Source organism: Candidatus Omnitrophota bacterium (genome assembly GCA_041649175.1).
Classification (GTDB): domain Bacteria; phylum Omnitrophota; class Gorgyraeia; order Zapsychrales; family JBAZNR01; genus JBAZNR01.
In genome coordinates this window covers 279,513-294,792 of sequence record JBAZNR010000001.1, presented here as the reverse complement: position 1 = coordinate 294,792, position 15,280 = coordinate 279,513, and the positions used below count along the sequence as shown (strand labels likewise).

The window sequence follows — 15,280 nt, the reverse complement described above, 5'->3', positions numbered from 1 at the left end:
GATAAATGTTCAGTCGAAATGTGGAAATAAAAACAATATCATCCAACAGAGGAGGCGTGATGAAAAGTATTTTTCATTTTACGCGATGTTTAGCTGTCAGCTTCTTCATAATTTCTGCGGTTCCGGTTGCTTCACTAGCGTATATTGCTGAAGAACCACAGCCTTTGATGCAGCAGCAAGTTGATATGCAAAATCTGGAAATTCCCATCGGAGTTCCGGTTATTCCTAATAATAACAATCAAGAAGTTGTCATTGTCCCGCAGGAAGAAAGCGTATCATATTTCATCGAGTTCCATGAGCTTCCGGCGGCGTCACAATTTAATTCTTATCCGATCAGCGTGAACCAAAGAACAAGCGCTCAGCAATATGCCGGCAATCTTTCGGTTTTGCATGCTCAGTATATTGCGCAGATCAATAACATTATTTCCGGATTTGCTCAAAGACAGAAAACAGAAGTATTTTATGTTCTTAACGGAATTACGGTTGATTTAAATTCATCGGAAAAAGATCAAATTGAAAACCTCAGCTTTGTGAAGAAAGTTTTTGCATGGCCGGTTTATCGCACACTTTTGCAGCAGTCAATACCGTATATTCATACTCCGCAGGTTTGGCAAGAGGGATATACAGGGGAAGGTGTTAAAGTCGGCGTGATCGATACCGGGATTTATTATACGCATGCCGATTTTGCCGTCGATGGATTTCCTAACGGTTGCTTAGGGGAAGGATGTAAGATCGAAGGCGGCTACGATTTCTTTGATAACGATAATGATCCCGCGGATGATCATGGCCATGGAACACATGTAGCGGCCACCATCGCCGGAAACGGCATAGCTGGTAATTGGCAGCCTATTCGGGGCGTTGCTCCTGATGCCACGTTGTATGCCTATAGGGCCTGCGGCTATCTTGATCCGGAACACCAAAATCATGGTTGCCCAGGAGGCGCCCTAAGTGCGGCCTTAGATCAAGCGGTAGTAGATCAACTTGACGTTGTCTCTATGAGTTTGGGTGCGTCAAGCAATGACCCCGATGATCCGATGTCTTTAGCTGTGGATAATCTTGTCAATTCCGGCGTCGTCGTTGTTGTTTCAGCCGGTAATGATTATCAATACAAAACAATCAATAGCCCCGGAACATCGCGTAAGGCAATTACGGTAGGGGCAAGTTTTGACTATGGCGATTCTATCGCAGATTTTTCTTCCAAAGGGCCTTTGATCGATGGGAGTATTAAGCCGGATGTTTCGGCTCCGGGTCAATGGATCTGCGCGGCAAAATATCCGGGTCAAGGCATGGATGCCAGTGATTGTATTGATAATGAACATATTAATCTGCGCGGAACATCGATGGCAGCGCCGCATGTGTCCGGTTTGGCGGCGCTTTTACTTGAGCAACATCCCACTTGGAATCCCGATCAGGTTAAATATGCAATTCGTAACAGTGCTGTTGAGGGAACGGAAAATGCGTTTAAACAGGGCCATGGACGCGTTGACGCCTTAACCGCCAGCCAAGAAATCGTTCCGGTCATTGTGAAAATCAATAAATTGACGGACAGTGTCAGCTCGGCCCAGTATGAAGCCTCTGTTATTAGTTATCACGATCAGAACCAGCAGATCTACAATTATACGTACGATGTTGGATATATGGGACAAGACCCTCAGTTTCAGCCGTGGGATCTTCCGGATCCGCAAATCTGGGATCCGGATCTGCACGCGGAAGGAACTGTCACTTTAATGCCGGGTCAGCCAACGGTTTTAGGATTGTCTTCGGTGAACAAATTGGAACTTGTCAATGAAGGTGTTTATTTGGTGCGCGTACAGATCACCGGAAACGGGCAAGAAAGCACAGATTATCATTCGTTCATCGTGGATAATACTCAAATCACTGATCCTTATGATGGCGATGTTTGGCGCACAAGCTTTGACTTTTTAGGAACGATGCGAATGTCGACGGGGCATCATTACTCTATTGATTATGCTCCACAGGGAACGGAAAGTTGGACGACAGCAGGAATCGTACTTGAAAATGACGGGCAAGAGCCTGTTGAAAGCGGAACCTTAGGGCAGTTCAATGCCCCGGCGGATACCCAAAGAGGATTTTATCAATTCCGTCTAAGTGTTTATAATGGCGGAGAGCTTTTCAAAAGAGATCCAATGGCTTTGGTTTATCTTGACCCAACGATCAGAGAAGGTTTTCCGGCAAGAATGGCTTTGCCCAATGGGACGAGCTCTGCCAACATTATTCCCACAATAGGAAATGTTGATGATGATCCGGAAAAAGAGATCACATTCTTGCGTTCTAACGACCAAGGATTGTCTTCTGTTTACGTGATCGGGGTTAATGGCGGCCTGGATGATATCATCTCGCTCGATGATGGGTATAATGGCGTTAATAAATTCTCGCTTTTTATTGAGGATTTAAATGCAGACGATAGCTCTGATTTTCTCTATCATAAATATGATACTGAGATTGAAAATAGAGTTGTGGCCCATGACAGGGATGGGGAAGTTTTGTATTCAAACTATTTTTCGGGCATTATGTATCGCCCTAATGGCACATTTAATGCCCTCTGGGACCTTGACCACAATGGGATCAAAGAGCATATTTTTACTGTCCTTTCAGTTCCGCATCGCGCCCTATTCGCGATGCAAATCAATGGTGAAGCCAATCCCGAACATAATTGGCCGCAATTAATGCCGGACTGTTCCGGGACCAATCTTGACGCTGGTGTCGGCGTAGGTAATTTTGACGATGACGCGGATGATGAAATTGTTTACGTATCTGATTCTGTAGCTTTTTGTGAGCATGGGGTCTACAGCAAAATGCTGTGGTTGTTTAATAGCGACGGGACGCAAGTGAGAGAACCGCTTTACATTGATGCCTTTGCTGTCCATGGGTCACCGTCAACAGCGGATTTTAATAATGACGGCAAAGATGAGATCGTTATCAATACCTCAAGCGGCATTTATGTCTATAGGCCGAATACGCAACAATTAGAGCGCTGGTTTCCCGATGTTGATTTTAGGGTGTCCAGCCCGGCGATCGCGGATATGAACGGAGACGGCGTCTTAGATATTATTATCAGCTCCTTCTCTTCGCCGTATACGATCTATATTTTAAATCAAAATGGAACAATAATAACCAGCTGGGAGAACCTGTCCGGCGATGATCGCCTGGGGCCGATTCTGGGAGATATTGATTCCGACGGAAACCCGGATGTTATTTACGCAACCTATGAATGGGTTGACGGGATCATTTTCACCAAAATAATGGCTCGCAATGCCCAAGGACAGATCATTGACGGGTTTGCTAAATATGTTGAGTCAGTCGCGTTTACCGATAAAAGCCTTGTGGATTTAGATGGAGATGGAACACTAGAGTTTGTCGCCACTGCGGATGGCTTTTATCGCATGAACGGAGATTACTTTGGCAGAATAGCCAGTGAACACCATTCAATTTTTGCGTGGGATTTAAATATTCCTGCCGATAGTTCTATCCAGAAAATATGGCCAACATTGCGGCAGGGCTATGACCGTTCGGGGCACTATCCGCGGTTTAGCGCGCCGATCAACTTTGAAGCTCATCGCGGAAATAAAGGGCGTTACTTTGGGATTTCTGCGCAATGGCAGGAGCCGCCCCCCGCTAACGGTCTTATCGGATACGTTCTAGAGGTATCACGCAGAGATGATTTTGCTGATACGGAATCAGTTGATATTTCCTTAGGTAGAACGTCCCATTTCTTTCGGCTTCTTCGAGGAGGATTCTATTACGCGAGGCTGGGAAGCTTTGATAATGCCCAGCCGCGAAATGTTCTTTGGTCACAGACCGAACGTGTTTGCGTTCCCGGGCAGTTATTCATGGTGTGCCCTGACGAAGAGCAATCTATTGACAACTTAGGTATTACGCCGGGAGTGATCAACTGGAGCTCAAGTGTTTCGTCGACGGATGACGTATCGCCCAGAGTGAGCAAAAATAGGTTTATAACGGAATAAATACAAATTATTTTTGAATAGGAAATTTATTTTATTTTTCCGACGAGAAAAAAATAAAAAAATAATTTGTATTTTGTGAAATGATAGTGCACAATATAAATGGAGGTTCATTAAAATGGCATCAGCAGCAGAAAAAAGAAAATCAGCCCGTTACGATTGCCAGGTTCCGGTTGTTTCGCAAAAAGCGGCAAGATTTTCGGACACACAAACGACCGATATCAGTAAAGGCGGAGTAGGGTTTATTTCTAAAAACCGTATTCCGATAGATACTAAGATGTTGGTAGAGCTTAACTTAACGCCTGAAGGAGAGCCGGTGGTGGCGGTAGGGGAAGTGCGCTGGGTTACGAAGATTTTGGAATCCGACCTTTATCGTGTGGGCATGACATTTACCGAAATTCTGGATGGTTCGCGCGCAAGTTTAAGCAAGCATTTTGCTTAAAATGAATATATGGGCGCCTGCCTTAAAAGGCAGGCGCCCAAATGTTTAACCTATTGTCTATTTTAAAGGAGAGGGGAATAGACAGCTTAAAAGCCACGGAGAAAGGAAGCCATGACAGTGAAAATAGATGACCGTCGTGTCTTCGATCGTTTTACCGCGAGGTTCCCCGTTAAGTTTCAATATTCACGGAATGATTTTGGCAGTAATGTTTTTTTGCGTGATATCTCCGCCGAGGGCGCAAAGATTGTCACCAAAGAGCAAATAAATCTTGAGGATAAAGTAGACCTTGTCGTGGAGCTTCCTGATGGCCACGACCCGCTTATTTTAAGCGGGAAAATCGTTTGGAGCAGGGCCATTAATCCAAGCGCTTTTGATGCCGGATTAAGATTTGATAAGGTTGACTTTATGGATACCCAGAGGATCTTTAAGTACTGTCAATAGGGTTTTTCAAAAGCACGGGAAGATGTTGAAAACGAAAGGCGCCTGTCTTGCCGCAAAAATGGCAAGACAGGCGCCTTTCTCTATTTCCTAAAAAATCTTGACCTTCGCATTGCCCTTGTGTTAAACTCTCGAATATTTCTTTTGGGATCAAATTTCTCGGAAATAAAATTTTCTCCTACAAATTTCTATTAACCATTTCTTATATTCGGATAAGGAACACGTTCTATGAAATACGGCCATTTTTCCAAAGATAGTTTAGAGTACGTTATCACAACACCCACCACCCCTCGCCCCTGGATCAATTATTTAACTAATGAAACCTATTGTTCTATTATTTCGCAGTGCGCCGGCGGCTATAGTTTTTATAAAGATTGCCGCACCAACCGCATTACGCGCTGGGCGCCGGAAAATTGGCATTTTGACCGCCCCGGAAAATATATTTATGTCCGTGACGGCGGTAAAACATTTTCGCTGACCTATCAGCCCATTCGTACCAAACCGAGTCAATTTGAATGCCGTCACGGTTTAGGCTATACGACGATCTCCGCCGTTAACAATGGCCTGGCCTCCGAAGTCACTTATTTTGTCCCCGAACATGATGATTGCGAAGTTTGGATCGTTTCTTTGACCAATAAAACAAAAAAGACAAAAAATTTAGAAGTTTTTCCCTACGTAGAATTTTTGATCGGTGATTATCACGAAGAATTGCGTTATCGCAATATCATGAATCTCTACAGCCGTATTTGGTTCGATAAATCTCATCAAGCCATTTACGCCAAAAAGACGGCTCAATGGCAGGGAATGAATATCCAACCCTTTGACAGTTTGATCTTTTTCGCTTCTTCTCTGCCGGTCAAAGGTTGCTGTACGCAAAAAGATGTTTTTCTCGGACGTTGCAATACGGAAGAAAATCCGGAAGGTATTTTAGAAGGAAAATTCCAGAATTTTCCTTTGTGTTCCGGCGAAGACGGCATCGGCACATTCCGTCATTCGATAAAATTAGCACCCGGACAAACCAAAGAATTTACGATTTGTTTAGGGCAGACCGAAAAGATCCCCACCATCACCAAAGTGTTGGAAAAATACCGCGATGTTTCTCACGCCAAAAAAGAATTGCAGGCTACTAAAAATATTTGGAAAAAACGCATTGCGGATAATATCGTTATCGAAACTCCCGATCAAGATTTCAACACCATGATGAATGTCTGGGTGAAATACCAGGTTTATATTTGTAATCTTTGGTCGCGTTCACCGTCGTTTTATCATGAAGGGTCCGGTGGGCGCGGTTATCGTGATAGCTGTCAAGATTCGGAAGGCATTTGTTCCATTAATCCGGAGTTGACCAGAAAAAAGATCCTCAAAATAGCTTCACTCATTCGCCGTGACGGCACGTCCGCTCCGGGCTGGTCGGATACAACGGGGCCTAATAAACACCGTCCTAATAAAGACCATCAGGTTTGGTTGACGGCGACCGTGAGTGCCTATATTAAGGAAACCGGTGATCAGGGCATTTTATCGGAATACGTTCCGTATTTAAAAGATCAGTGGGTGGCAGGATGGGAAATTGACCGCAATTGGAAAGGCGGCGCGCAAACAGACGGCGAAGGAACGCTTTTTGAACATTTGGAAAAAAATCTGGAATTTTGTTTTAACGATGTCGGCGAAAAAGGTTTCCCGCGTATCGGCCATGCCGATTGGAACGATGCTATTGACGCGGCCGGAATTCGCCATAAGGGTGAAAGCGTTTGGTTAGCGCAAGCCTTGGTGCGTTCGTTAAAAATATTGGCGGATCTTTGCGAGCGCATGGGCGATCAAGACAAAAAGAATAAATATCTGCAAATGGCTAAAACCATGGATGAGCGCGTTAATACGCTCGCCTGGGACGGAGCTTGGTATGTGCGCGGGTTTGATGATGACGGCGTTGTTTACGGAAGCGCTAAAGATAAAGAAGGAAAAAGAATTTATATCAATACGCAAGCCTGGGCTATTCTTTCCGGTGTGGCGCGTGAGGAGAGATTAAAGACGATCGTTGAATCAGCCGATAAATATTTGAACGGCGCGCATGGTTTCGCGCTATTTTATCCGGCGTATTCGTCTTGGGTCAAACGCTTAGGGCGCATCAGTATGTTTTCGGAAGGGACAAAAGAAAACGCAGCCGTGTTCTGTCACGCGGCAACGTTTATGCTGGTTGGATTAGCGATGGCCGGATACGGCGACAAGGCTTATGAAGCGATGCGCAAAATTATGCCCAACGCGCAAAAAGATATGGATCTGTATAAAACAGAACCGTATATTTATTCCGAATATTTGGTAGGGCCGGAAAATCCCTATCGTTACGGGGAAGGGGCATTTACTTGGATCACCGGAACCTCTGGCTGGACGTTTATGGCCGGAACCGAATGGGTTTTGGGCGCGCGCAGGGATTTTGACGGTTTAAGGGTTGATCCTTGCATTCCTAAAAAATGGAAAAAATGTTCTATTCGTCGCCCCTTTCGAGGTGATATTTATGACATTGAGATCTTAAATCCTAAAGGAAAAGAAAAAGGTGTTACGAAAGTCGTAGTGGATGGAAATGAAATTGAAGGGAACTTAATAACGCCTTTTAATGATGGAAAAGTCCATAAGGTGCAGGTGACTTTAGGATAGGTTTTAAGATCATGGATGTTTAGCAAAGTTGGGCGTCCCCCCGCCAAGAAGTGTGGCGGGGGGACGCCCACTTCTATTTTCACCTCAAAAATTGACAAAACATAAGTCATCGGCTATACTCTGGTTACCTGCTACGTATTCTGCCGTATATATTAGGGTAGTGTACTTGGGTCTAATTGACAGTTTTTCGCAATGCGGTATACTTCTGACCTAAGGCGAGTTGATTAAAAACATTTAAAAAGTATTTGTTAAAGTGCTTAAGATAAGCACTTTTTTAAAAACCACTTAAGAAAACGTTTTCTTATGAAAAAAGCCACGGAGGAGAAAGATATGATGAGTAAAGTAAGAATGTTAGCCCTAACTTTAGGATTTGTTTTGTTCGTCGGAAGCAATGCGTTTGCGAACCAGCTTCTCGTAAATCCAAATTTTGATAATGGAATTAATCTTTGGAATAATCCGAATTTCGGTACTGGTTTTAGCGTATCTGACAGTATTTATCATTCTGGCCCCTATTCAGCCAGTAGCTTGATTTCAGATTTAAATGATAACGATTATAGCGAATTATCGCAAAGTCCTGCAGTTACAGTAGGGCAAAATGTTTATGCTACAGCTTATGTTAAGACAAACATTTCGCCGCTATCTACAGCAAAAGCAGGGATTAAGATACAGTTCTATAATGGTGCTAACCAACCAATAGCTAATCCTGTTGTGCAATCTGAAATTGGTGGACAAACAGATTGGCGCCTTCTTTATGTTGCGGCAACAGCCCCAGCAACAGCTGAAAGTGTTAGATTTACAATCTATAAATTTGCGGCGAATGGCGATCAAGATGCTATTGATGGAATTGCTTATTTTGATGATTGTGTTGTTTCGACAGATTATATTACTCCACCATTGAATTCAAATCTTTACAATGCTGGATTCGAGAATGGATTGAATGATTGGGCGAATCTATTTGGTTTTCCGGGTACCTTAAGTGAGAGTATTTACCATAGCGGTAATTTGGCTGTAGCGAAAGATATACAGCATATTAATAATCAAGATTACTTTAGCCGAATTTATCAGCTTGTTAATTTTAATTATGCTCAAGATGGCGATGTGTATGCTACGGTTTATGTCAGGACAAACTTTCCTATCCAATCAACTTCGAATAAAGCTGGGCTAGAATTAGAATTTCTAGATATAAACGGTTCTGTTATTGCTCACCCAAGAGTTTTTCACGAAGTTGGGGTTACAAATGGATGGCAACGACTTTATGCCCAAGATTTAAATCCACCAAGCAATGCTGTAAAAATTAGGGTTAGTGGATATGTCTACTCTTCAGAAGCACATTCGGTGAATGGTGGCATAGCCTATTTTGATGATTTTGTTTATTCAACGACTCCTTTGCCGCAGTCAAATTTCCAAACAACTGTTTTGAACCCTGGTTTTGAATCTGGAATTGCCGACTGGTTTGAATTGTATGGATTTCCTTCTACGGTCAACACGACAATAACTCATAATAGCTCTACTGCTTCGGCTCAAAAGACAATATCAGTTTTAGATCCGCCGCGAGATTATTACAGCCAAATTTACCAGGATATTTATGCGAATGCTAGTGGTACGCCATTTGCAACAGGTACAAACGTTTACGCGACGGCTTATGTCAAAACAATTATGAGCCCGATGGCAAAATCTAATGCCGGTTTGCAATTTGAATTTATTGACGCGAGCGGAAATGTTATTGAAGATGCGCAAAATAATCCTATTGTCGTCAATGATTCCATCGGCGGAAATACCGATTGGCGTTATCTTTATGTTCACGCCACAACACCGGCAGGAACTGCCAAAGTCAGAGTGAGCGGTTTTATTTTTGCACCACTTGCTGATGCATCACTCGCCGGAGATGCTTATTTTGATGATTTCACCTTTTCTTTAAGCGCCTTACCTTTACCTCCGGTACAAGAAACCTTGATCAATGCGAATTTTGAAAACGGACTTAATGACTGGGATCTAGTTTATAGCCCCGGGCTTAGGACGGACAATGCTATCTATCATGACGGATCTTATTCAGCCAAAGCTACCATTGACACAGATCTAGACATTAATTTTTATGCCTCTGCTTCGCAGGATCTGCATTATCCATACGCGGATCCGACGGGACATCCGGTTTACGCTACCGTTTATGTGAGAACCGCGATGAACCCGGCATCATCCGCCAGGGCAGGATTTATCACTCAATTTTTTAACGCGGCCGGAACTTTCTTAGGCCAAAGCGGCCAACAGCTTTCCGGTAATAATGATTGGCGAAGGCTTGTTGTCGACGGAGTTGTTCCTCCGGCCGGGACAGCCACAGTACGTGTTATTACTTTTGCACTCGCTAATGACAACGATGTCAATGCCGACGGAGCCGTCGCTAATTTTGACGGCGTTACTTTTTCCTATACGCCATTTCCTCCGGAAGGTTTTAGAACAGAACTTATCAACGCAGGATTTGAAAATGGTTTAACCGATTGGTCGGAGGCGGGTGGATTTCCGGGAGTGGTTAGCGGAGATGCGCATACGGGAGTTAATTCAGCTCAAAAAAATATTGGCGTTATTCCGAACCAAAGTTATTACAGCCAAATTTACCAAGATATTTACTACGATAATGTAGGTAGTGAGTATCCTGCTAACACAAACGTTTACGCAACGGCTTACGCTAAGACGAGAATAAGCCCTATAACAAAATCAAAGGCCGGCTTGCAGTTAGAATTCATTAATGAAGACGGTGAAGTGATTGAAGATGCTAACGAGCCTATTATTGTGAAAAGTTCTATTGGCGGGTTAACCAATTGGCGCTATCTTTACGTGACGGGCCAAGTTCCCGCGGGAACAGTGCGCGTGCGAGTCAGTGGAACGATTTTTGCTCGTCAGCAAGATGCCTCTCGCGCCGGCAGTGCTTATTTTGATGATTTCCAATTCTCCAGAACACCGTTAGCTTTACCTCTTCCAGTAAGAAACTTGATCAATCCCGGTTTTGAGAACGGGTTGAATGATTGGGATGAGCTCAATAAACCCGGCGAGGTCAGCGCGATTTGGTCGAATGTCGCTCCGGGAGATGCGCATAGCGGAACCTACTCGTCTTATTTTACCGTTGATGGCACTCTAGGCGGGGATTATTTTGGAACTGCTTCGCAGGATATTAGCATTAATCCCAACAGTGGGATTGTGGCGCGTGTTTGGGTGAAAACAAATATCAATTTCCTTTCTAACGCTTCGGCTAACCTTTCGCTGGCGTTCTTTGACGCGAATGGCCATCAGGTCGGCACTGAAGTTGCGGGCCATCCCATCGGCGGACGTTCCAGATGGACAAGGATCGATATCTTAACGATCGCGCCACCGAGTGCGGTAAAATTACGATTTATTTGTTCTTTGTATGCGCCGCAAGGCGATGTGTTCGCAATTGGCGGCAGAGCGATCTTTGATGATGCGTTTTTAACAGCTGGTGGAACAAACATTCTTCCTGACAGCATCAGCGCTAGTGACGGGCCGACAATAACAAGATATCGTTCGCTTCATCAGGCGGTCAGCCAAGGAAGATAAACGGGCGAGAGAGCATCAAGACGGCTTTAGTATTCAATTTGCCCGTAATAAATATTGATTCCGCTTCAAAGTCTGCGTACAATACCATTCGGCAGCAAGGTACCGTTATTTTTTTAACGAAGGCCTTACTTCGTTAATTACTTGACTGCCCGGAGGATTAGTGAAAAAGATACTGGTTATTGGTTTACTGATCGTATTGTTCGCGGGTTGTGCTAAAAAAGAAGATCCAAACTCGATCACCGTTTGGCACTGGATGACCGACCGCAACGCAGCTTTTATCCAGCTTGCCAGGCAATATGAACAGCAAACCGGCATCAAAGTTAATTTCGAATTATACGCTCCCTCCGACGCTTATTCCCAAAAGATTACCGCCACCGCTCAAGCCCGCGCCCTTCCTGATATTTTTGGGGTCTTAGGCGAAAAAGAAGTTTTTGCCTCCTTCATTAAAAACGGCCATGTTGCCGACTTAACCGACGAATACAAACTTAATGATTCCGCTTGGGAAAGCGAACTCTTTCCTAAAGCGCTTGCCCCCAATGTTTTTTTGGAAGGCAATATCTATAAAGTCAAGCCCGGCATTTATGGCGTTCCTATCGATGTGACTAATATGCAAATGTTGTACAATAAAAATTTGTTAAAGCAGGCCGGAATCTCTGAGCCGCCTAAAACTATGGCGCAGTTTTTTAAAGATATCGCCGCGCTCAAAAGAGTGGGCGTTTCCGGTTTGGTCGCCGGCTGGGGTGAAGATTGGATGATCGATTGTTTCGCGTCCAATTACGCTTTTAATATTATGGGCGAAGATAAGATCATGGCGACTTATCGCGGAGAAATCCCTTACACCGACCCGGATTGGATCAAGGTTTTCAATGTTTTTAAACAATTAACCGATAGCGGCGCTTTAGTGCCGGGGGTCGTGACCAAAGGCAATAAATATGCCGAACAAGATTTTGCTCTTGAGCGCGCGGCGTTCGCGTTTAACGGTTCTTGGTGCGTTAATGTTTATCATGCTATGAACCCAAAGCTGGAATATGGCGTGATGCTGCCGCCTAAGGTTAATGAAGCGCTGGCCATGAGGATCTGGGGCACGGGTTCATCTTTTGTGGTCAACGGCCAGTCTGCTAAAAAACAAAAAGCGATCGACTTTTTAAAATGGCTGACCGCCACACAACAACAAGTGCAATTTGCGGTAGAAACCAGAAATCTTCCGGCTAATAAAAAAGCACTTTCTTCTATTGATCCTATTTTGTCGGGTTTTGCCAAAGGCACCGACTACGCGACTCATCCCACCGTCTGGGACATCAATGAAAATGACCAAGTAAGCGAGAAATTCATCAAAGGGATCCAATCCATTATTATCGGAGACAAAACTCCCCAAGAGGTCGCGGGAGAGGTTCAAGCGGTAAAAGAAAAAATTATGGAAAGAAAAGATAGGAAAGAGCAGACAAAATAAAATGCCGGAACTTATCAATAAAAATAATAAAGCCATTATGACAAGAAATTATTTCACCAGTTTCTTGTTTATCTTGCCGGCGATTGTTATTTTCTGTATTTTTTATATTTATCCGTTCATTGACATCTTCAAGCTTTCTGTTTTGGAGTGGAATGGCATTGATGCCGTTAACTTCAAAGAAAATTTTGTAGGTCTTCAGAATTTTATGGATCTTCTTAAAGACGGCGGATGGTGGCATTCTTTGGGGAACGCGGGATTTATTACGTTCATTGCGTTAACGCTGCAAAATATCCTAGCCTTCGCGCTTGCCTTCGCGTGTGACCGCGAGTTAAGAATGAAAAATTTTTATAGCGTGGTATTTTTTATCCCGCCGGTTTTATCCGAAGTGGTGGTAGGTTTGGTTTGGACATGGATCTTAAATGCCGGCATACAAAACGGCGAACAGATAGGGCTTCTAAATCATCTGCTCGTCAAAACAGGATTGCCGCATTTAGTGAACGATTGGCTCTCTAATCCGTCGACAGCTTTGCCGTGCATCGCTATTGTGCACTCTTGGAAAGGTTTTGGATGGGGATTTTTGATGTTCTTAGCCGGGCTTCAGACGATCGATAAACAGCTTTATGAAGCCGCTAAAGTTGACGGAGCCGGGAATTGGAGCATTTTAAAAAATGTTACGCTTCCGATGATGGTTCCCGTTATTCTGGTCGTTGTTGTCTTAACGATCTTAGGTTCGATGCAGGCGTTTATTTTGATCATTTCCATGATCGGGCGAAGCGGCCTTGTTGATTACACGTCCGTTCCCGTGACCGAGATATTAGATTCAATGCTCGACCATCACCTTGGTTATGCTTGCGCGCAAGGTGTGACATTCGGCGTTATTTTGATCGCCATTTCGCTCGGATCTAAATTTATTTCCGACAGAATGAAACAGGTTTAAGTTTTAAAGAAATGATCTTATGAAAGCGATCCAACATCAAATTTTAAAAGTTTTATACGGCATGGCGATCCATATGTTTTTACTAACGATGGCCGCTACTTGTTTATTCCCGCTTTTTTGGATGTTTCGCTCGTCTTTAATGAGCCTGGATACGGTTTTTACGGACAAGTCTTTGATCCCTTCCGTATTAAATTTTGATAATTATATAAAAGCCTGGATTGGCGGGGGCTTTGAAATATATCTTTTAAATAGCATTATCTATACGGTGACGGTCGTGATAGGAATAGTGATCGTCGCTTCTTTGGCTGCTTTCGCGTTTTCTCGGCTGAAATTTCCGGGCAAGAATTTCTTTTTTTATATGTTTATAGCCGCGATGATGATCCCCTTACCGGGAAGTTTTGTCCCGCTGGTTGTTTTGGTCAATAAATTAGGCTTAGCTGATACGCGTATCGGCTATATTCTTTGTATGATCAATGTTGGGCTTTCCATGAGCATTTTGTTCCTAAAGACGTTTTTTGACAAAATACCGTCGGACCTTGAAGATGCGGCGCGTATTGACGGATGCAGTAAAATAGGGATCTGGTGGCATGTGGGGCTGCCGCTTGTCCGTCCGGCCATTGGTGTTGTTGTTATTTTCAATTCGTTAAATGTTTGGAACGAATATATTTTGGCGCAGCTTCTTTTAAATGAAAAAAGCTTGATGCCTCTTCAGGTGGGATTGATGAAGTTCCAAGGCGCGCATAGCGTTGATTATCCGGTTTTGATGGCGGGCTTGACTATTGCCGCTCTTCCTATCATTCTTGTTTACTTAGCTATGCAGAAACATATTGTTAAAGGATTTTCGTACGGGGCGACGGGGGGATAGTTATACGCCTAAGAGGGCTCTAAGGGTCGTTCTGGCAGATTCTATGATATTGTTCGATTTTGTGTAGAGCTTGTCGTATTCATTGCTAAACAAAGTGTATTGTTCCTCAAATTTTTTATCGCTCGCGCTATCCTTCCTTTTAGGTTCCTTGATCTCTCGCCATAGCACAGAAAGCATTCTTTCTATTCTTTCTATTTGGTCAATGCACGATCGATAGTCCCTAAAAGACTTATTGTCAGACAGGCTTCCCAAAGGATATGTGGTTATTTGATGTTTCCATTTCGACTCATTATGATTCCAGCTTTTGATGAGAAAATTGAGAGTTTGTTCATAAGCGAAATTTCTATTATTGATCAAAAGATCGCGCAAAACAGATGTTTTGATATTTAGAAATTCAGATCTCAGTCGATGAAGAGGCAATGACCTGATGCTTTTGGAGACTTCGGGAAACCAGTTGGCCAAAAGTGTATAGGAACCATAAGTGTCGACGAGACTTTTCGCGCTGTACTTATCTCCGGTCCCAAAATCTCCGATGGCGATATCCGAGCTGGTCGTTTCAATAAAGCCTTTGAGATTGTTATAAAATTCAACATCCTCATGAACATAATCAAGGTCGCCCGGCAAAAGCACAATTCTTTCTACGTCGGGATAGTGGTCAAGCACGTGGCCCCAGCCCGCAAGCCATGTTTGGCAGGAATCAACAGACCAAGTTTGTACAACCTCAAGGGTCTTGTATCTTTTATCCGCTAGAAAAGAAGCGGCATTTTGCCTGATAACCGTAGCCCGGGGCAGCATAACGATCGGCTTGGGATCAATTTCCTTACATCGGTCAATGGTCCACCAAAAATACCATTCGCATTGCTTATTGTTCTCATATCCCCAATAGGGAAAGATAACAATTGGTTTTGGGCTTGTACTTTTATTTGAAGGATGTTTGGCCATATCTTTTCTC

The 15,280-nt window shown here is 43.7% G+C and carries 9 protein-coding genes; 8 read left to right on the top strand and 1 reads right to left on the bottom strand.

Features of this window, described 5'->3' with window-relative positions:
- Window positions 1-5: 5 nt before the first annotated feature.
- From WC676_01420 to WC676_01385, 8 genes are all read left to right on the top strand, one after another.
- On the top strand, window positions 6-3,986 hold the full coding sequence (locus WC676_01420) for a S8 family serine peptidase (protein ID MFA5059273.1): 3,981 nt from the start codon (window positions 6-8) through the stop codon (window positions 3,984-3,986).
- Between the two features lie 115 nt (window positions 3,987-4,101).
- The gene (locus WC676_01415) at window positions 4,102-4,425 is read left to right on the top strand and encodes a PilZ domain-containing protein (GenBank protein MFA5059272.1); all 324 of its coding nucleotides are present in this window, start codon (window positions 4,102-4,104) and stop codon (window positions 4,423-4,425) included.
- Between the two features lie 111 nt (window positions 4,426-4,536).
- On the top strand, window positions 4,537-4,866 hold the full coding sequence (locus WC676_01410; GenBank protein ID MFA5059271.1) for a PilZ domain-containing protein: 330 nt from the start codon (window positions 4,537-4,539) through the stop codon (window positions 4,864-4,866).
- Window positions 4,867-5,091: 225 nt separating this feature from the next.
- Window positions 5,092-7,512 carry a hypothetical protein gene (locus tag WC676_01405; protein MFA5059270.1) on the top strand — a complete coding sequence of 807 codons (2,421 nt, stop codon included), beginning with the start codon at window positions 5,092-5,094 and terminating at the stop codon, window positions 7,510-7,512.
- 303 nt (window positions 7,513-7,815) lie between these two features.
- Window positions 7,816-11,076 carry a hypothetical protein gene (locus WC676_01400; protein MFA5059269.1) on the top strand — a complete coding sequence of 1,087 codons (3,261 nt, stop codon included), beginning with the start codon at window positions 7,816-7,818 and terminating at the stop codon, window positions 11,074-11,076.
- Window positions 11,077-11,236: 160 nt separating this feature from the next.
- Entirely contained in the window at window positions 11,237-12,526 is a 1,290-nt protein-coding gene (locus WC676_01395) for an extracellular solute-binding protein (GenBank protein MFA5059268.1), read from the top strand.
- Window position 12,527: 1 nt separating this feature from the next.
- Entirely contained in the window at window positions 12,528-13,463 is a 936-nt protein-coding gene (locus WC676_01390; protein ID MFA5059267.1) for a sugar ABC transporter permease, read from the top strand.
- Window positions 13,464-13,482: 19 nt separating this feature from the next.
- Complete coding sequence (locus WC676_01385; GenBank protein MFA5059266.1) at window positions 13,483-14,328, top strand: carbohydrate ABC transporter permease; 846 nt, start codon at window positions 13,483-13,485, stop codon at window positions 14,326-14,328.
- On the opposite strand, the gene WC676_01380 is transcribed toward WC676_01385, so the two are convergent.
- Window positions 14,329-15,270, bottom strand: coding sequence for a hypothetical protein (locus WC676_01380; protein MFA5059265.1), 942 nt, complete (start codon window positions 15,268-15,270; stop codon window positions 14,329-14,331).
- Window positions 15,271-15,280 lie beyond the last annotated feature (10 nt).